General features: G+C 68.3%; 14 protein-coding genes. 11 read left to right on the top strand and 3 right to left on the bottom strand.

All coding sequences use genetic code 11. The features are described from left to right. Positions 1-26: 26 nt before the first annotated feature. Genes I6I07_RS16960 through I6I07_RS16930 form a run of 7 tightly spaced genes read left to right on the top strand, consistent with a single transcriptional unit; the run spans position 27 to position 7,439 of the window. The gene (locus I6I07_RS16960; RefSeq protein WP_198482963.1) at positions 27-1,343 is read left to right on the top strand and encodes a lipopolysaccharide biosynthesis protein; all 1,317 of its coding nucleotides are present in this window, start codon (positions 27-29) and stop codon (positions 1,341-1,343) included. A 5-nt stretch (positions 1,344-1,348) separates the two neighbouring features. Further along, positions 1,349-2,266, top strand: coding sequence for a glycosyltransferase family 2 protein (locus I6I07_RS16955; RefSeq protein ID WP_232625616.1), 918 nt, complete (start codon positions 1,349-1,351; stop codon positions 2,264-2,266). 23 nt (positions 2,267-2,289) lie between these two features. After that, complete coding sequence (locus tag I6I07_RS16950) at positions 2,290-3,582, top strand: O-antigen ligase family protein (RefSeq protein ID WP_198482962.1); 1,293 nt, start codon at positions 2,290-2,292, stop codon at positions 3,580-3,582. Continuing rightward, positions 3,575-4,705, top strand: coding sequence for a glycosyltransferase (locus tag I6I07_RS16945; protein ID WP_198482961.1), 1,131 nt, complete (start codon positions 3,575-3,577; stop codon positions 4,703-4,705). Before I6I07_RS16950 ends, I6I07_RS16945 begins: the two co-directional genes overlap by 8 nt. Before the next feature lie 12 nt (positions 4,706-4,717). Next, positions 4,718-5,608, top strand: coding sequence for a glycosyltransferase family 2 protein (locus I6I07_RS16940; protein WP_198482960.1), 891 nt, complete (start codon positions 4,718-4,720; stop codon positions 5,606-5,608). Beyond that, positions 5,605-6,165, top strand: coding sequence for a putative colanic acid biosynthesis acetyltransferase (locus I6I07_RS16935; protein WP_054431958.1), 561 nt, complete (start codon positions 5,605-5,607; stop codon positions 6,163-6,165). The genes I6I07_RS16940 and I6I07_RS16935 overlap by 4 nt, the downstream gene beginning before the upstream one ends. Further along, positions 6,162-7,439, top strand: a complete 1,278-nt coding sequence (locus tag I6I07_RS16930; RefSeq protein ID WP_198482959.1) for a glycosyltransferase WbuB — start codon at positions 6,162-6,164, stop codon at positions 7,437-7,439. Before I6I07_RS16935 ends, I6I07_RS16930 begins: the two co-directional genes overlap by 4 nt. A gap of 72 nt (positions 7,440-7,511) precedes the next feature. Here the strand turns inward: I6I07_RS16930 and I6I07_RS16925 are convergent, their stop codons facing one another. The 3 genes from I6I07_RS16925 to I6I07_RS16915 form a co-directional block, all read right to left on the bottom strand. Next, positions 7,512-8,162 (bottom strand): response regulator transcription factor, encoded by a 651-nt coding sequence (locus I6I07_RS16925; RefSeq protein ID WP_198482958.1) that lies wholly within the window; start codon positions 8,160-8,162, stop codon positions 7,512-7,514. A 369-nt stretch (positions 8,163-8,531) separates the two neighbouring features. Next, positions 8,532-9,278 (bottom strand): response regulator transcription factor, encoded by a 747-nt coding sequence (locus I6I07_RS16920; protein WP_054474201.1) that lies wholly within the window; start codon positions 9,276-9,278, stop codon positions 8,532-8,534. A gap of 563 nt (positions 9,279-9,841) precedes the next feature. After that, positions 9,842-11,443: a hypothetical protein gene (locus I6I07_RS16915; protein ID WP_198482957.1), complete on the bottom strand. Its 1,602-nt coding sequence runs from the start codon at positions 11,441-11,443 to the stop codon at positions 9,842-9,844. 353 nt (positions 11,444-11,796) lie between these two features. Between I6I07_RS16915 and I6I07_RS16910 the strand changes: the two genes are divergently transcribed. Genes I6I07_RS16910 through I6I07_RS16895 form a run of 4 tightly spaced genes read left to right on the top strand, consistent with a single transcriptional unit; the run spans position 11,797 to position 18,130 of the window. Continuing rightward, complete coding sequence (locus I6I07_RS16910) at positions 11,797-12,465, top strand: TetR/AcrR family transcriptional regulator (RefSeq protein ID WP_006390308.1); 669 nt, start codon at positions 11,797-11,799, stop codon at positions 12,463-12,465. 59 nt (positions 12,466-12,524) lie between these two features. After that, positions 12,525-14,873 carry an acyl-CoA dehydrogenase gene (locus tag I6I07_RS16905; protein WP_198482956.1) on the top strand — a complete coding sequence of 783 codons (2,349 nt, stop codon included), beginning with the start codon at positions 12,525-12,527 and terminating at the stop codon, positions 14,871-14,873. A gap of 30 nt (positions 14,874-14,903) precedes the next feature. After that, entirely contained in the window at positions 14,904-16,196 is a 1,293-nt protein-coding gene (locus I6I07_RS16900) for an acetyl-CoA C-acetyltransferase (RefSeq protein WP_198482955.1), read from the top strand. After that, positions 16,193-18,130: a 3-hydroxyacyl-CoA dehydrogenase NAD-binding domain-containing protein gene (locus I6I07_RS16895; RefSeq protein WP_198482954.1), complete on the top strand. Its 1,938-nt coding sequence runs from the start codon at positions 16,193-16,195 to the stop codon at positions 18,128-18,130. Before I6I07_RS16900 ends, I6I07_RS16895 begins: the two co-directional genes overlap by 4 nt. Positions 18,131-18,227: the final 97 nt, after the last annotated feature.

Here is an 18,227-nt window from a genome sequence, read left to right as displayed (position 1 = left end):
CACGCCAACCGAGCACAGGCCTACCGATGTACCGACTCATCAGGAAGCACGTCGCCGGCAATGCCTCGTTCTGGGGGCTGGTGGAATACGGCATCGGCCCGGTCGCGGCGCTGGTGGCGCTGCCCATCCTGTTCCGCCAGCTGGGCACGGTGGGCTTCGGCCAGTACTCGATGATCATCGCGCTGGCCGGCTTCGGCAATGCCGCCAACCTCGGCGCCGCCGTGACCGCCACCAAGCTGGTGTCCGAACGCATGCACGAACCGGGCGGCGCCTACCGCGCGGCCGGCGTGGCCATGTCGCTGATCGGCTGCGCGCTCGGCGTGGTGACGGCGGCCGCGGCGCTGCTGTGGGGCGTGGTGTGGCTGGGCTGGCCCGCCGCCACCTTCGGCGGAGTCGCCGTGACGCTGCTGGCCATGCCGGCGCTGGCCGTCTACCTGACTCAGCAATACGACCAGCTGATGTCCGGCTGCCTCAAGGGCCGCGAGGATTTCCGCGCCACCGCCCTGTGCGAGGTCTTCAGCCGCAGCGGCACCATGGCCCTGGCCTGCGCCACCGCCTGGCTGACCGCCTCGCCCACCTGGACCGGCCTGGCCCAGGCGGTCGGCCTGCTGCTGGCCGGCTCGGTCAAGATGCGCGTGTTCGCGCGCCGCTACGGCCATGCGCTGGTGCGCCCGGTGCGCGACCGCGGCGCGATGCTGGCGGCGTTCAAGTTCTCGCGCTGGTCCTGGCTCAACAGCCTGAGCGCCCTGGCGTTCGGCTCGGTCGACCGGGTGCTGGTGGGCAGCCTGATGGGCCCGGCCGCGCTGGCCATCTACACGGTCGGCGTGCAGGTCGGCCAGATGATCCACACCGCCTCGGTGGCGATCTTCCAGAAGGCCATGCCGCGCGTCAGCCGCCTGGCCGCGTCGCCGCCGCACCCCGGCGCGGCCGAAGAGGAGATCCGCCGCCTGATGTGGTGGAACCTGCTGCTGTCGGCCGGCGCCACCGTGGCGGTGCTGGCGGTCAGCCAGCCGCTGCTGGACCTGCTGCTGGGCCATGCGGTGGCCGAGGGCCACCTGGGCACCTTCCGTCTGCTGATCGCCGCCTCCGGGCTGCTGTCGCTGAACGCCGCGGCGCATTTTTCCCTGCTCGGGCTGGGCAACTCGCGCGCGGTCGCCATTCTCAACGGCCTGGGCGGCCTGGCCATGCTGTGCGTCATGGCCGTCCTGGTGCACGCGGCGGGCGAGCATGCCGCGGCCTGGGGCCGCATGGCCTACGCGGCGATCACGCTGGCCGGCGTGGCGCTCGCCATCCGTCAATCCCGGCCCGACTACCCGGGCGCAATGCCTGCGGCCACCCGGTAGTGAACATGCTGAGGTCTTATATGCGCAAGCGTCACAACGAGTACTCGCGTCAACTGATCGATTTCGTGAGCGAGCTGCGTCCGCCCGCGCCGATCGCCGGCGGCCTGTTGCCCAAGCTGACCATCGTGACCCCCTCGTTCAACCAGGCCCGCTTCCTGGAACGCACCATCGTCTCGGTGCTGAACCAGGGCTATCCGCGGCTGGAATACATCATCATCGATGGCGGCTCGACCGACGGCAGCGTCGACATCATCCGCAAGTACGAGCGCTACCTGACCCACTGGGAAAGCGGGCCCGACCGCGGCCAGTCGCACGCCATCAACAAAGGCTTCGAGCGCGCCACCGGCGACTACGTCGGCTGGCAGAACTCCGATGACCTGTACTACCCGGGCGCGCTGCGCAAGCTGGGCGCGGCGGCGGCGCGAGGCCGGGCGCCGATCGTCAGCGGCAACCTGTTCGTGGCCGACGCCGACAACCACATCTTCCGCAAGATCCACTACACCCCCGTCAACCGCGGCACGCTGACCGTGGTCAAGGCCTCGATCCCGAACCAGTCGGCCATCTTCCGTCGCGACCTGCTGCTCAAGCACGGCCTGCTGCAGGAAAGCATGCGCTACTGCATGGACCTGGAGCTGTGGAGCCGCCTGCTGCGCGAAGGCCGCAACCAGATCGTGCCGGACGCGATGGGCGTGTACACCGCCCATGACGAGACCAAGACCGCGTTGATGCAGGACGTGCTGCTGGAGGAACGCCAGCAGATCGTCGAGCGCATCCGCCGCACCGAACCGGGCATGGGCAAGCTGTTCGGCCTGTCGTGCCGGGCGTCGCAGGTGGCGGCGCACGCGCGCCAGGGCGACCTGTCGTACCTGGTCGAGAAGCTGGCCATCAAGCTGTTCGGACGCGACGACTGGGCCGCGCACTGACCCCACCCAGCCATGGAGCCGCCATGCATCCGCACCGCCGTCTTTCCACGCTGCACCTGCTGGGCCTGTTCGCCTTCACCGCGCTGGCGCTGAACGACGATCACTTCATCCTCGGGGTCGGCAGCTTCAAGCTGTCGCCGTTCGACGTGCTGTTCGTCGCCATCCTGGTGGTCAAGGCGCTGCGGCTGGCGGACCCCGCCGCCTATGCCCTGCCGCGCGGCACGCTCGGCATGCTGCTGGGCCTGCAGGTGCTGACGGTGATCTACCTGCTGCTGGTGTCGCTGCATCATCCCGGCATCGAGACCGGCGACGTGGCGCGCGACCTGCGCATCGTCTTCTACTTCCTGAGCGTGCCGTTCCTTTGCTACAAGGATATCGACAGCCCGGCGGCCTACGCGCTGCTGCAGAAGTACATCGTGGCGGCGTGCCTGGCCGTGGCCACGCTGATGCTGCTGGAGCAGTTGCAGGGCTTCAGCGTCGCCAACCCGCTGCGCAACGTGCGGCTCGGCGTCTGGGCGATTCCGTTCGGCGTGGTGTCGCTGCTGTACTTTCGCAAGACGCTCAACGTGTCCGGCCCCAAGGCCTACGCGCTGACGGTGTACATGCTGCTGGCGCTGGTGTTCTCGCTGAACCGCAGCCAGTACCTGCAGCTGATGGTGTCGGTGCTGCTGGCGGTGATGCTGGCGGCCGGCTCGGACGTACGCCGCCGGGTGGTGATGATCTTCGCGCCGGCGGCGGTGGCCGGCATCCTGGTGTTCGCCAGCATCGGCTACCTGGACGTGCTGACCAACCGCGTCTTCAGCGTCGAGCGCCTGGACGAGGACTCCAGCTACGGCGCCCGCATCCAGGAGATGCAGGGCCAGATGGACTCGTTCGCCGAGAGCCCGGTGTTCGGCAAGGGCGCGGGTTTTCGCAGCTGGGTGATGGGCGAGAACGGCTTCGAGCTGAGCACCTTCGCGCACAACTCGTGGGCCTTCTATCTGATGAAGTTCGGCATCGTCGGCACGGTGATGATCATGCTGCCGCCGCTGCTGATCCTGCTGCTGTCGCTGTTCCGGCGCTACGCCCATCCCGGACTCGAACTGCACCGGCGCTACCTGCTCGCCACGGCGCCGATCTACATCTTCGTCGACTCGCTCTCGGGGGGCCTGGCGTATGCCCCCAAGACCGCCTTCACCGGCTTCCTGCTGTGCTACTGCCTGTCGCTGATACGCAATGCGCGGGCCATGCCCGTGCCTCCGCCCGCACCCGCGGCTCCCAGCCTCCGTCCGGACGCCCAGCGCCGGCCGCTACCGCGAGTACTGCCCCATGCCTGATGTCCTGTTCGTCGCGCCGGACCTGCACGGCGGCGTCGGAAGATGTGTCGCCTTCATCGCCGATGCCCTGCCCGAGCGGGGCGTGGACGCCGCGCTGTTCCTGCTGCGTTCGCGCAACCGCGAATACCCGGTCGCCAATCCGCGCGTGACGCGGGCCCTGCCGGTGATCGAATCGCCCGCCTCGCTGCGGCTGATGCTGCCGGTGGCGTTCTGGCGGCTGCTGCGGCAGATCCGCCGCGACCGGCCCGCCATCGTCTGCTCGCACGGCTTGCTGTGCAACATGCTGGTGGTGCTGGCCAAGAAGCTGTTGCGCGGCAAGTTCGCCACCGTCGCCTTCGAGCACAGCAGCCCCGCCATCCATTACGGCGCGTCGCGCATGCGGCGGCTCAAGTGCTGGCTGGTGAGCCAGACCTATCGCCGCCACGATGCCGTCGTCGGCGTGTCGCGCGGCGTCAAGGAAGACCTGGTCAGCATGTTCCCGCCGCTGCGCGGCAAGGTGCGCACCATCTACAACGGCGTGCCGCTGGACAACGTGCGCGAGCAGAGCGCGACGCCGCCGACGCCCGAACCGGCGGCCACGCCGTACCACGTGGTCGCGGTCGGCCGCCTGGAGGCCGTCAAGGACTACGCCACCCTGATCGATGCCGCCGCGCTGCTGGACGACCCCGGTATCCGCTTCACCATCCTGGGCGAAGGCTCGGAACACGCCGCCCTGCAAAAGCGCATCGACGCGCGCGAGTCGCGCAGCCCGGTGACGCTGGCCGGCCACATCGACAACCCCTTCCCCGTGATCGCCGGCGCCGGCGCCTTCGCCCTGACCTCGGTGCGCGAGAGCTTCGGCAACGTGCTGGTCGAGGCCCTGTGCCTGGGAGTACCCGTCATATCCACCGATTGTCCGCACGGGCCGGCCGAGATCCTCGACGCCGGCCGCTACGGGCTGCTGGTGCCGGTGGGCGACGCGGCGGCCCTGGCCGCGGCGGTGCGGCGCCTGGCCTACGACGGCGACATGCGCGCGAGACTGGCGGCCGACGGCCCCGGGCGCGCCGACGCCTTTTCACTGGAGCGGCACTGCCGCGACGTCATCGATCTGTTCCAGCCGCTGATGCGGCGCGGCGCCTCCTGAAAGGAAAGCCTCATGTCCAAGATACCGGTATCCGTGGTCGTCATGACCAAGAACGAGGAACGCAATATCGCCAAGTGCCTGAAGGCGCTGGCCGACTTCGACGAAGTCTTCGTGGTCGATTCCAACAGCACCGACGCCACCTGCGCCATGGCGGCCGCGCTCGGCGCCAAGGTCAGCAACTTCCAGTGGAACGGCAAGTACCCCAAGAAGAAGCAGTGGTGCCTGGAGCAACTGCCCTTCACCCACCCGGTGGTGCTGTACGTCGACGCCGACGAGGAGATGACGCCCGAGCTGGCCGCCGAGATCCGCGCCGCGCTGCCGCGCTTCGCCGTCGGCGCCGGCGGCGCCTTCGTGCCGTTCGACTATGTGTTCTGCGGCCGCAAGCTGCGCCATGGCCATCGCGTCTACAAGCTGGCGCTGCTGGCGCGCGACCGCTCGCGCTTTCTCGACTACGACGACCTGGACGTGGCCCACATGTGGGAGGTCGAGGGCCACTACCAGCCCCAGGTGCAGGGCGAGACCTTTGCGCTGCGGGCGCGCATGGTGCACAACGACCATGACTCGCTGTACCACTACTTCGACAAGCACAACCGCTACTCCGACTGGGAAGCCAACCTGCGCATCAAGGGCCTGATGAATGACCCGCGCGAGGCCAACGTCGGCGCGCGGGCGCTGCTCAAGCGCGTGTTCCAGGCCATGCCGTTCAAGGCCCCGATCTCGTTCCTGCATTCGTACGTGCTGCGCCTGGGCTTGCTGGACGGCCGCGCCGGCTTCGACTACGCCATCGCCCGCGCCATGTACTACTGGCAGATCCGCATCAAGACCGAGGAAATCCGCAAGGCGCGGCTGGCCGTGCCCGAGGAGCGCCAACAGGGGGGAACGGTCGCCGGAGCGGCCAAATGAGCGCCTTGCAGCGGCTCGACCAGTTCGCCCTGGCGCCCGGCCAGCGCGGCCGCTCGGCGCTGACGGTGCAGCTGTGGTGGCTGGTGCAGGGGTCGCTGTTCCGCTGGTCGCCGCAGGTGGCCTACGGTTTCCGGCGCTGGCTGCTGCGCTGCTTCGGCGCCCGCGTCGGCCGCAAGGTCCTGATCCGGCCCAGCGCCACCGTGACCTATCCCTGGAAGGTGGAGATCGGCGACTACGCCTGGATCGGCGATGACACGGTGATCTACAGCCTGGGGCCGATCCATATCGGCGCCCATGCCGTGGTGTCGCAGCGCAGCTACCTGTGCGCGGCCGACCACGACGCCGGCAAGCCCGACTTCCCGCTGCGCGAACGCGCCGTCCGCATCGAGGACGGCGCCTGGGTCGCCACCGACGTGTTCGTCGGCCCGGGCGTCACCATCGGCCGCGAGGCCGTGGTCGGCGCGCGCAGCTCGGTGTTCCGCAACCTGCCGCCGGCCATGGTGTGCCTGGGCAACCCCTGCCGTCCCGTCAAACCCCGCGTGGAGCCGCCAGCATGAAGATACTTCTGTACAGCATCAACTACGCGCCGGAACTGACCGGCATCGGCAAGTACAACGCGGAAATGGCCGAATGGCTGGCCGCCCGCGGCCACCAGGTCAGCGTCGTCACCGCCCCGCCCTACTATCCCCAATGGCAGGTCCACGACGGCTATCACGCCGGCCGCTACCGCCGCGAGACCCGCGCCGGCGTCGATGTCCGGCGCGCGCCCTTGTGGGTGCCACGCAAGCCCGGCGGCGCCAAGCGCCTGCTGCACCTGGCCAGCTTCGCGCTCTCGAGCCTGCCGTCGCTGCTGCGGGCGGCGGCCGGCCGGCCCGACCTGATCCTGGTGGTCGAACCCGCCCTCTTCTGCGCGCCGGCCGCGTGGCTGGCGGCGCGGCTGTGCGGCGCGCGCGCCTGGCTCCACATCCAGGACTATGAAGTGGACGCCGCCTTCGACCTGGGCCTGCTCAAGGGCGCGCGGCTGCGCGGCCTGGTGCAGCGCGCCGAGCGGTGGCTGATGCGGCGCTTCGACCGCGTCTCGACGATTTCGCGGCGCATGCAGGACCTGGCGCTGTACAAGGGCATCGACCCGCAACGCGCGGTACTGCTGCCCAACTGGATCGACGTCAACGCCATCGCCCCCGATCGCGCCGGCAACCTGCGCGCCGAGCTCGGCATCCCCGCCGACGCGGTGGTGGCGCTGTACTCGGGCAACATGGGTGGCAAGCAGGGCCTGCAGACGCTGGCGCAGGTGGCGCGGCTGCTGCAGCACGAGCCGCGCCTGTGGTTCGTGTTCTGCGGCCAGGGCCCCGAGCGGGCGCCGCTGCAGGCGCAGTGCGAGGGCCTGGCGCGGGTGCGCTTTCTCGACCTGCAGCCCTGCGAACGGCTGGGCGCGCTGCTGAACACCGCCGACATCCACCTGCTGCCGCAACGCGCCGGCGCCGCCGATCTGGTCATGCCGTCCAAGCTGACCGGCATGCTGGCCAGCGGCCGTCCCGTGGTGTGCGGCGCCGCCCGCGGCACCGAGCTGGCCGGCGTGGTGGCGCACTGCGGCCTGGTCACCCCGCCCGAGGATGCCGCGGCCATGGCCGAGGCCGTGCGCAAGCTGGCCCACAATGCGCAGATCCGCGAGACCCTCGGCACCGCCGCGCGCCGCCACGCCTTGCGCTATCTGCACGTCGACGCGGTGCTGGCGGCCGCCGAACGGGAATTCGCCGCGGTGGTCGATCCCGTCACCGCGCCGGCCGCGCCCAGCCCCGCCAGCGCCGTGCGCCGCGATACCGGGCGCTGACGCCGCCATCACGGCCAGGCGCCATCCAGGGCGGCGCGCTTGCGGGCGCGCCGCCCTTTTTCATGGGGTTCCTCAGGCGGGTTCGCCGGGCTTGCCGCTGCCGCGCACCAGGCCCATCTGCACGGCGATGTAGGCCGCCTCGGCCTGGTTGCGCGCGTTCAGCTTCCAGTACAGGGTGCGCGCATGGCTCTTGACCGTGGCCACCGAAATGCCCACCTGCTGTCCGATCTCGCGCATGGTCTTGCCCTGCACCAGCAGTTGCAGGATCTCCTCCTGCCGCTGCGTCAGCTCACGCAATTCCGGCACCGGCGTCTGCGAGACGCCCAATGGCCGCGCCGCTGGCTGCGGATAGCATTCGCCGCCCGCCAGCACCAGGCTGACGGCGGCGGCCAATGCATCGGGGCTGGAGGCCTTGGGCAGATAACCCGCCACGCCGGCGCGCGCGCAGGCCGCCATGACGCTCTGGTCCAGCACCGAATACAGCGCCAGCACCAGGCGCGGCATGAACAGCGCCATTGCCTGCGACAGCAGGCCGATGTCGGGCTCGGCCACGCCGCTGCAGCCGACGACCAGTAATTCCACCGGCCGGTTGATCGAGCCGGGCATGTTCAAGAGATGGGCTGGCGAGATCGCCAGGATGTCCTCGGCATTGCGCACGCGCTCCAACACATGCTGGATTGCGACACGAAGCAGCGCGTAGTCTTCGATCAGAACGGTTGTCATCCCGGGGGGAACCTTGTGACACAGGGCCCAGACACGGTTCCCATGGCAAGGCGGCGCACGGCAGCGACGACGGTTCCGGCGCGTCACCAGGCTCACGGGAATCTCGTCCGCTGCGCGGGGTGGCTCGGGCGGGCATTGTGATTCGCCGTCTCAACCCATGCTTGCGGACACAACCCATGCTATCAGCGGCTACGTTCGCTGAATCTCGTACAGGAGGATGATTGGAGGAGGAATGCTGCGGCACGGCGACCGCCGATGCTGCAGTGAATGCCCTAGGCGGGATGGCGGGGAGCGCCCGGCCAGGCCGATGGGCGTAGGCCGCGCATCGCCTGGCAAACGGCGCGAACCGGGGCTGGCAGCCCCGGTTCTTCAGCCCAGCTTGCGCCCATACAGCTGCCCGGCGTCCACGTCGCGGCCATTGGGCTCATGCCATTCCAGCGTGGCGCCGCGTTGCAGCGCCGCGTACACGGCCTCGCCCTTGTTCTTGACGTGCAGGCGTTGGTACAGCGTGCAGGCATGCGTCTTCGCGGTGGCGACCGAGATGTTGAGCATGCGGCTGACCGTCTTGATGGGATAGCCCCTGGCCAGCAACACCAATACCTCGTACTGGCGCGGCGTGATCTGCAGCAACTGCGCGCCCGCGCTGATCGGCATGGTGCCCTTGCCGGCGTCATCGGCCTCGCGCGCCGGCAACACGCAGCTGGCTTGCGCCGGCGCCTGCAACGCCTGCTCGCTCGGGAAGCACTGTCCGCCCGCCATGACCAGGCGGATGGCCGCTTCCAGGATCTCCACCGACGCCGTCTTCATGAGGCAACCGTACACGCTGGCGCCGGGCAAGCCCTGCACCGGCATCGGCAGCGGCATGACATCGGTCAGCAGCAGGATGCGCTTCGGGCTGAGTTCGCGCTGGATCTCATGCAGCGTGCTCCAGGCTTCCTCGCTGTCCACGGGCAAGCCGTAGATCAGAAGATCTGCGCCGGCATGCGCCCCATTGGCCTTCGAAACATCGGCCAACCCCATTCCCTCGATTTCCCACACATCGTCCAACTTGCTCAGAATCTGCCACAACCCCAGCCGCAGGAGCGGATGGGCTTCAATCAGGACCATCTTGGCCATGGTGTCCTCCCGGTTGTTCAACAGGCCTAGAAGGGATCTTCGCTGTGCTGAAGACTATTTTTTTTCCAACCCCGCGGGGGTGGTCCGCGATTCCCGGAATATCTAATGACGCTGCACCGGGCCATTTGGGTTGGGAGACTTTCGTAGCCAACATAACGGATGGCATGAACCCATCTTATGGTTCGAAATTGGCAAAATCAAGACGCTGGCTAGCGATATAATCCGACAAAAACAGAAATCATTCGTTAGCTGTAAACGTTCTCATAAAACAGGATGAGACACCCCTCTCATCCTTTTATCCGCTAGGGTTTCCACCGAGCCCGCCTGGGCGGAAAGCCAGCCCCCAGTCTGCTGCCACGCCTGCGGACCGGCGCCGGCAGGGCCGGATTCAGGGCACTGACAGATGGAACGGGGCGGGACCCGCGCCGCCTGAAATGGAAGCAGGACCAGGCGATATTTGGCGACAGACTTGTCTATATGTTTCCACCGACACATTATGCCTGTGGCGTTCCGCTGCAATCGAAATATAGGTAACATTTTTATTTTTCGGTAGCTCGCGTCATTTACTCCATATATGCGAAGTCAAATACCGTATGGCCACCCTGATGATGCCAATGGTGCATTGAAGCATGGCGTTTTTTCAGGAAGCCGGCGTAGTGGATTTCGCCATCCGTCTCGACGTAGGTCGACGGCGACAGTTCTTCGATCCGGTTCAGCGAGACACCCTTGCCGTAGTGGCAGAAGCCTTGGTACTGCGCGCAGCGGATCACCTCTCCGCCCGGCGAGACAACGATTCCGGCGTTGCGCGCCCGCATCGGGTTGCGCACGATGGGGTTGCAGGCATGTGGCGTCCAGTGGCTCGAGCGCGGCGAGTCGGCGAAGAAGGCGAACAATTCATCGCAGTGGCTCTGGCCGTCGGTGCGGTCGATATTGGTTAATAGCCACCAGTATTCCCCGCGTTTGAAAATAATGGTATCGACAGCCGAAACATCGGTCATCAGAGTCAAATCCAATTCCCATTTCAATGGAAATTCCGTGCATTTCCATAATTCTATACTGCGATTTCCGCACGTTTCCGGCACCATGTAGGTGACGCCCTCGTATTCGAATATATATGGAAATGATAAATGATAGGGCAGATTCAAGGCCGTCCCCAGCAGCTGGAAAGCGCCGTTTTCATAGGTGGCGACCGAGATCGTTCCCTTGCGCGAGTGAAAATCGTAATCTTCGAAAAATATATATGGATTTTCGCCCCGCATATAAACAAATGGATCCGCGAAAAAACGCCCCTTGGGTGGTTGCAGCACCTTCGCCTCGGATACCACTGCCTGTTGCCGGGTCGACGCGAACATACCGATCCGCCAACGCACATTGCGTCCCATGACGCGCCGCACAATCAAATCCGTCATTAACCAGGCCTGGCGCGCGATATAGGCGGCGCTGTCCCACTCGGCCGGATCGTCGCGGCGCTGGCCGCTCATGATCTGCATGCCGGGCGGCGCCGCGCCCGGGCGCGCGCGCGCCAGCGCCAGCAGCGCGTCGTAGACCATGAAGTTGCCCAGGCTGAACGCGCGGGTCTGGTTCTTCAGCCAGAACACCTCGGTATTGAAACTGCGCTGGTCCAGCAACACGTCCTCTTCCGTGCTGGCGCCCACGCGCCACAGTTTCACCGTGGTGTGGTCTTCGCGCTGGTAGACCTCCCAGAAACCCGCATAGCGGCTGGTGGATACGGCGATGTCGGAATAACTGAGCCGCCAGATGCCGTGCCGCGTCCAGCTCGCCACGCGCGCGCGCGGCGGCGGCAACGCGCCCAGCATGATCACCAGGTCGAGCCCCAGCGCCGCCACGCCGTCATCGCGCCCGTTGTCCTGCGGACCGGGCGGCAGGGTCAGCACAGTGGTCGATGCGGACAGGCCGTCGCGCAGGTCGCGGCAGGTCAGCATCTGCCGCTGCCGCGCCGGCAGCAGCCGCGATTCGAGCCGCGACAGCGTGCCGAACAGCGCCTTGGCGCCCAAGCGCGGCGCGGGACCGGCGGCGTCCTTCTCCATGACCAGCAGTGCGGACAGATCGAAATCCTGGCTGCGCGCGAGCCACTCAGCCATGTCGTGGATCCAGCCGGGCTGGTCGGTTCCATCGATCAACAGCCCCACTCTGTAGGTCTTCATGTCTCCTGCTCCTGTGTCAGGTCGATATGGCCTGCGGCACCGGAACGGCGATCGGGCTCGCCAGGCGCATCCACGGTGCCACGCTATCAAGTCCTCGCTGTGATACTGCGGCGTTTCGCTGCGACCTTCCAGACGGCTTTCATCCTAGGACGCACGTCCGAGGCCAAACGGCGCAGCGCCATTTGGACGACGCGATGCGCGCCGCCTCGGCCAACAGCAGGGTCTCTCATGCAAAGGAACGAGCGCCGCGCCAGCTCAGCTTTTAGGGGTAAACCCTATTCGGGATTGCCGGGGTCGCATCCTTGTCATCTTTTACGCATACTTCTTTCAAACGAACGTTTGAATTCAACCCAATGCAAGAACTCAGATCCTCCAGCACCCGCGAATCAATCCTGGACACCGCCGAAGCCCTGTTTGCGCAGCAGGGGCACGACGGCACGTCGATGCGCCAGATCACCGGCGCGGCGGGCGTCAACCTGGCTTCGGTCAACTATCACTTCGGTTCCAAGGAATCGCTGGTGCAGGCCGTGCTCAAGCGCCGCCTGGAAGTCCTCAACCGCGAACGCCTGCGGCTGCTGGACGAACTGGAAGCGCAGGCCCAGGGCAAGCCGCTCAAGCCGTCGCAGATCGTCGACGCCTTCTTCGGCACGCTGCTGCGGCTGGCCGCCGACCCCGAACAGGCCGGCAGCACCTTTCTGCCGCTGCTCGAGCGCACCATGACCGACCCGGCCGGCTTCATCCGCGCGCTGTTCGCGGAGGAATACGCCGACGTGCTCGAGCGCTACCGCAATGCCTTCTTCGCCGCGCTGCCCGACGTGCCGCGCGCCGAGATCGTGTGGCGTTTTCAATTCATGCTCGGCGCCACCTCCTACGCCATCATCGGCACCGACCTGCTGCGCTCGGTGACCGGCTGGACGCTGGACGAAGCCGAGCAACCCGACAACCCCGAGCTGCTGCTGCCCCGCCTGATGAGCTTCCTGCTCGGCGGCCTGCGCGCTCCCCTGCCGCAGCACCCCTCCTAGATCCCCTTGGGTCAGCGCGGTGCGGCGGTTCCAGAGAATTCGAGAAAGGAGACAAGGAAATGAACGCAGTCATCGTCGCGCTGATCGTCATCGCGCTGCTGGCCGTCGTCCTGCTGGGCGTGCGCCCGGTCAGGCGCGCCTTGCTGTCGACGCCGATCTTCAATCTCTACCGCAAGGTGCTGCCGCAGATGTCGGACACCGAGCGTGACGCGCTCGAGGCCGGCACGGTGTGGTGGGAAGGCGAGCTGTTCCGCGGCCGCCCCGACTGGAAGCGCATGCTGGCCTATCCGCGCCCGCGCCTGACCGACGAGGAACAGCACTTCCTCGACCACCAGGCCGAAGAGGCCTGCCGCATGGTCAACGACTGGAACATCACGCAGGAACGCTTCGACCTGCCCGCCGAGGTCTGGGACTACCTCAAGCGCAGCGGCTTCCTCGGCATGATCATCCCCAAGGAATACGGCGGCCTGGCCTTCTCGGCCTATGCCCACTCCGAGATCGTGACCAAGCTGTCGACGCGCTCGTCGGCGCTGGCGGTGTCGGTGATGGTGCCCAACTCGCTCGGGCCGGCCGAACTGCTGCTGCACTACGGCACCGATGAACAGAAGAACCACTACCTGCCGCGCCTGGCGCGCGGCGAGGAAGTGCCGGCCTTCGCGCTGACCAGCCCGTGGGCCGGTTCCGACGCCGCCGCCATCCCCGACAGCGGCATCGTCTGCAAGGGCGAATGGCAGGGCCGCGAAGTGATCGGCATGCGCGTCAGCTGGGACAAGCGCTACATCACGCTGGCGCCGGTCTGCACGCTGCTGGGCCTGGCCTTCCGCCTGTACGACCCGGACGGCCTGCTGGGCGGCAAGAAGGACCTGGGCATCACCTGCGCGCTGGTGCCGCACGACCATCCGGGCGTGGACACCGGCCGCCGCCACTTCCCGCTGAACGCCATGTTCATGAACGGCCCGACCCGCGGCCACGACGTCTTCATGCCGCTGGACTTCATCATCGGCGGCCCCGCCATGGCCGGCCAGGGCTGGCGCATGCTGATGGAATGCCTGGCGGCCGGCCGCTCGATCTCGCTGCCGTCGTCCAACACCGGCATGTCCAAGCTGACGGCCCGCGCGGTCGGCGGCTACGCCCGCGTGCGCAGCCAGTTCCGCACCCCGGTCGGCAAGTTCGAAGGGGTCGAGGAAGCGCTGGCCCGCATCGGCGGCCACACCTACATGATGGATGCCGCGCGCAGCATGACCGCCGGCGCCGTCGACCTGGGCGAGAAGCCCTCGGTGGTGTCGGCCATCGTCAAATACCACGTCACCGAACGCGCGCGCCAGGTCGTCAACGACGGCATGGACGTGATCGGCGGCAAGGGCATCTGCCTGGGACCGTCCAACTTCCTGGGCCGCGCCTACCAGCAGATCCCCATCGGCATCACCGTGGAAGGCGCCAACATCCTGACCCGCAGCCTGATCATCTTCGGCCAGGGCGCGATCCGCTGCCATCCCTACGTGCTGGCCGAGATGCGCGCGGCGCAGTCGCCCGACCGCAAGCAGGGCCTGCATGATTTCGACCGCGCCTTCTGGGGCCACGTCGGCTTCGTCGCGCGCAACAAGCTGCGTGCGCTGGGCACCGCCCTGACCGGCGGCCGCTTCGTCGGCATCGACGCCGATGTCGCGCCCGGGATGAAGCGCTACTACCAGCTGCTGAGCCGCTATTCGGCCGCCTTCGCGCTGCTGGCCGACACCTCCATGCTGGTGCTGGGCGGCAGCCTCAAGCGCCGCGAACGCCTGTCGGCGCGCCTGGGCGACATCCTCTCGCAGATGTACCTGGCCAGCGCCGCGCTCAAGCGCTTCGAGGACGAAGGCCGCCAGGACGCCGACGCGCCGCTGGTGCACTGGTCGGTGCAGGATGCGCTGTTCCGCCTGCAGGACGCCATCGACGGCGTGCTGGAAAACTACCCCAACCGCCTGGTCGCCTGGAGCCTGCGCCGCATCGTCTTCCCCTGGGGCCGGCCGCAATCGCTGCCGTCGGACCAATTGGGCCAGGACGTGGCGCGGCTGCTCATCAACCCGGGCGCGACCCGCGACCGCCTGACCGCCGGCTGCCACCTGCCCGCGAGCGCCGACGAACCGGTCGGCGCGATCGAACAGGCGCTGGCGGCCACGCTCGAAGCCGAACCGATCGAATCGAAGATCCGTGAATTCGAGAAAAGCGGCGCGCTCGAAGGCAACCCGCAGGCCAATGTGCGCGACCTGGCCGACGCCGCGTTCGCCGCCGGCGGCATCACCGCCGAAGAATATGCGGTGGTCAAGCGTCGTAATACCTTGCGCGATACCGTGGTGAAAGTGGATGATTTCCCCTTTGACCTCGGCGTCACCGGCGCGGTCAAACCCGCGGACGAACGCAAGGCTGCCTGAGGGCGCCAGTCAACACGCAGAGGAGATCGGATGGCATTCAAACCGGTATACGTGGTCGACGGCGCCCGCACGCCCTTCCTGAAGGCGCGGTCGGGCCCCGGCCCATTCGCGGCCGGCGACCTGGCCGTGCAGGCCGGGCGCGGCCTGCTGTTGCGCCAACCCTACGCGCCCACGGACCTGGACGAGGTCATCGTGGGCTGCGCCGCGCCTTCGGCCGACGAAGTCAACATCGGCCGCGTAATCGCGCTGCGGCTCGGCTGCGGCAACAAGGTGCCCGGCTGGACGGTGATGCGCAACTGCGCCTCGGGCATGCAGGCGCTGGATTCGGCCATCGCCAACATCCAGACCGGACGCTCGCAACTGGTGCTGGCCGGCGGCACCGACGCCCTGTCGCATGCCCCGGTGCTGTTCTCGGACGACATGGTGCGCTGGCTGGCCAGCTGGTACGCCGCGCGCGGCATCGGCGCCAGGCTCGCCACGCTCGGCCGCCTGCGCCTGCGCCACCTGGCGCCGGTCATCGGCCTGCTCAAGGGCCTGACCGACCCGGTGGTGGGCCTGTCGATGGGCCAGACCGCCGAGAACGTCGCCACCCGCTTCGGCATCAGCCGCCAGGCCATGGACGCCTATTCGGCGCAGAGCCATGCGCGCGCGCTGGCCGGACGCGCCAACGGCGCCTTCGCCGAGATCACGCCGCTGATCGACACCCAGGGCAAGCTGTACCCGGACGACGACGGCGTGCGCGAGGACTCCACGCCGGAAAAGCTGGCCAGGCTCAAGCCGGTGTTCGACAAGCCCTGGGGCAACATCACCGCCGGCAACAGCTCGCAGGTCACCGACGGCGCCGCGATGCTGGTGCTGGCCTCCGAGGAAGCCGTGCAGCGCTGGAACCTGCGGCCGCTGGGCCGCATCGTCGACAGCCAGTGGGCCGGCCTCGACCCGGCCATGATGGGCCTGGGCCCGGTGCACGCCGCCACCCCGATCCTGCAACGCCACGGCCTGGGCCTCAATGACCTGGACTTGTGGGAAATCAACGAGGCCTTCGCCGCCCAGGTGCTAGGCTGCCTGGCGGCCTGGCAGGACGACGCCTATTGCCAGGAGCACTTCGGCACGCCCGCCTGGGGCGCGCTCGACCCTGCCCGCCTGAACGTGGACGGCGGCGCCATCGCCATCGGCCATCCGGTCGGCGCCTCCGGCGCCCGCATCGTGCTGCACCTGCTGGACGCGCTCAAGCGCCGCGGCGCGCGGCGCGGCATGGCCGCCATCTGCATCGGCGGCGGCCTCGGCGGCGCCATGCTGGTCGAAACCCTGGAGGACCGCCAATGACCACGCTGGATTCGCTCTCCCATTGGCGCCTGGAGCGCGACGCCGACGGCCTGGCGTGGCTGACCTTCGACCGCGCCGGCAGCGCCGTCAACGCGCTGTCCGCCGACACCATGGCGGAACTGGCCGCGGTGCTGGACGCGCTCGACGCGCAGCCGCCCAAGGGCCTGGTGATCCGCTCGGGCAAGCCGACCGGCTTCATCGTCGGCGCCGACGTCAACGAATTCGCCGAACTGAACACGCCGGAACAGGGCCGCGCCCTGGTGGCGCGCGGCTGGAACCTGTTCAACCGCCTGGCGGCGGTGCGCTACCCGACGCTGGCGCTGATCCAGGGCCACTGCCTGGGCGGTGGCCTGGAGCTGGCGCTGGCCTGCCGCTACCGGCTGGTGGAAGACGCGCCCGGCGCCTCGCTGGCGCTGCCGGAAGTCATGCTGGGCATCTTCCCGGGCTGGGGCGGCATGCTGCGCCTGCCCGCGCTGATCGGCGCGCCCGCCGCGCTCGACATGATGCTGACCGGCCGCGGCGCCGACGCGCGCCGCGCCGCCGCGCTGGGGCTGGTCGATGCGCGCGTGCCGACCCGCCTGCTGCAGGCCGCGGCGCGCGGCATGGTGCTGTCCGGCAAGCCGCCGCGCCGCGCGCGCGGCCTGGGCGCCTGGCTCAACCGCTGGCCGCTCAAGGCGGTCGCCGCCAACCGCGCCCGCAAGCAGATCGCCGCCAAGGACCCGCTGCGCCACTACCCCGCCGCTCCCGCCATCGTCGACCTGTGGGAAAAGCACGGCGGCAACGCCCTGCAGGCCCCCGCGCTGATCGACGGCATCATCGCCTCGGACACCGCCCGCAACCTGCTGCGCGTGTTCCGCCTGCAGGAGCGCCTCAAGGCCAACGGCCGCCAGGCCGGCGCCGCCCCGGTGCGCCACGTGCACGTGGTGGGCGCCGGCGTGATGGGCGGCGACATCGCCGCCTGGTGCGCGCTCAAGGGCATGACGGTGACGTTGCAGGACCAGGACATGGCCCGCATCGCGCCCGCCATCAAGCGCGCTGCGACCCTGTTCGCGCGCCGCCTGAAGGACCGGCGCGCGGCCCGCGCCGCCTTCGACCGGCTGGTGCCCGATCCGACCGGTGGCGGCGTGCCGCTGGCCGATCTGGTGATCGAGGCCATCAGCGAGAACCCCGAGGCCAAGCACGGCCTTTACCAATCGCTGGAGCCGCGCATGAAGGCCGACGCGCTGCTGGCCACCAACACCTCCAGCCTGTCGCTCGAAACGCTCAGCGCCGGGCTGGCCCGGCCCGAGCGGCTGGTCGGCATCCACTTCTTCAACCCCGTGGCCAAGATGCCGCTGGTGGAAGTGGTGCATGCGGACGGCACCGCCGCCGACACGCTGGCGCGGGCCTGCGCCTTTGTAGGACAAATCGGAAAATTGGCCCTGCCGGTGCGTAGCGCCCCCGGTTTCCTGGTCAATGCGGTGCTGGCACCGTATATGCTTCAGGCCATGCGAAAGATCGACGACGGCCTATCGCCCGCCGCCGTCGACGCGGCCATGGTGGCGTTCGGCATGCCGATGGGACCGCTGGAACTGGCCGATACCGTCGGCCTGGACATCGCCCGCGCGGCAGGCCAGGAATTGGCCGGCGGCGCCGAGCCGCCACGCTGCCTGGCCGAGAAGCTGGCGCGTGGCGACCTCGGCAAGAAGAGCGGCCGCGGCTTCTACACCTGGCGCGATGGCAAGCCGGTCAAGGACGACCGGGGCGGCGCCCGCGCCCCCGACGGCCTGGCCGAACGCCTGATCCAGCCTTTGATCGACGCCACCCGCGAGCGGGTCGAGGCCGGCGTGGTCGCCGACGCCGACCTGGCCGACGCCGGCGTGATTTTCGGAACCGGGTTCGCGCCGTTCACGGGCGGTCCCCTGCACTACCAGAGCAGTCGCAGTAGTGCCTGACGCAGCAGTAACGGCAAGCAGTAACGGCAATAACGGCAGTAACGCGGTAACAAAGCAAACCGGCCTGGACCCCCTTGAGCCGGATAGACCGGGACGA

It is taken from the genome of Achromobacter deleyi (assembly GCF_016127315.1).
Classification (GTDB): Bacteria; Pseudomonadota; Gammaproteobacteria; order Burkholderiales; family Burkholderiaceae_B; genus Achromobacter; species Achromobacter insuavis_A.
This window is presented reverse-complemented; position numbering and strand designations above follow the sequence as displayed.

What these genes read in the sequence shown, in the direction of transcription:
- I6I07_RS16960 (WP_198482963.1), top strand. Translation starts at nt 27, where the DNA reads ATGTACCGACTCATCAGGAAGCACGTCGCCGGCAATGCCTCGTTCTGG.
- I6I07_RS16955 (WP_232625616.1), top strand. Translation starts at nt 1,349, where the DNA reads ATGCTGAGGTCTTATATGCGCAAGCGTCACAACGAGTACTCGCGTCAA.
- I6I07_RS16950 (WP_198482962.1), top strand. Translation starts at nt 2,290, where the DNA reads ATGCATCCGCACCGCCGTCTTTCCACGCTGCACCTGCTGGGCCTGTTC.
- I6I07_RS16945 (WP_198482961.1), top strand. Translation starts at nt 3,575, where the DNA reads ATGCCTGATGTCCTGTTCGTCGCGCCGGACCTGCACGGCGGCGTCGGA.
- I6I07_RS16940 (WP_198482960.1), top strand. Translation starts at nt 4,718, where the DNA reads ATGTCCAAGATACCGGTATCCGTGGTCGTCATGACCAAGAACGAGGAA.
- I6I07_RS16935 (WP_054431958.1), top strand. Translation starts at nt 5,605, where the DNA reads ATGAGCGCCTTGCAGCGGCTCGACCAGTTCGCCCTGGCGCCCGGCCAG.
- I6I07_RS16930 (WP_198482959.1), top strand. Translation starts at nt 6,162, where the DNA reads ATGAAGATACTTCTGTACAGCATCAACTACGCGCCGGAACTGACCGGC.
- I6I07_RS16925 (WP_198482958.1), bottom strand. Translation starts at nt 8,162, where the DNA reads ATGACAACCGTTCTGATCGAAGACTACGCGCTGCTTCGTGTCGCAATC.
- I6I07_RS16920 (WP_054474201.1), bottom strand. Translation starts at nt 9,278, where the DNA reads ATGGCCAAGATGGTCCTGATTGAAGCCCATCCGCTCCTGCGGCTGGGG.
- I6I07_RS16915 (WP_198482957.1), bottom strand. Translation starts at nt 11,443, where the DNA reads ATGAAGACCTACAGAGTGGGGCTGTTGATCGATGGAACCGACCAGCCC.
- I6I07_RS16910 (WP_006390308.1), top strand. Translation starts at nt 11,797, where the DNA reads ATGCAAGAACTCAGATCCTCCAGCACCCGCGAATCAATCCTGGACACC.
- I6I07_RS16905 (WP_198482956.1), top strand. Translation starts at nt 12,525, where the DNA reads ATGAACGCAGTCATCGTCGCGCTGATCGTCATCGCGCTGCTGGCCGTC.
- I6I07_RS16900 (WP_198482955.1), top strand. Translation starts at nt 14,904, where the DNA reads ATGGCATTCAAACCGGTATACGTGGTCGACGGCGCCCGCACGCCCTTC.
- I6I07_RS16895 (WP_198482954.1), top strand. Translation starts at nt 16,193, where the DNA reads ATGACCACGCTGGATTCGCTCTCCCATTGGCGCCTGGAGCGCGACGCC.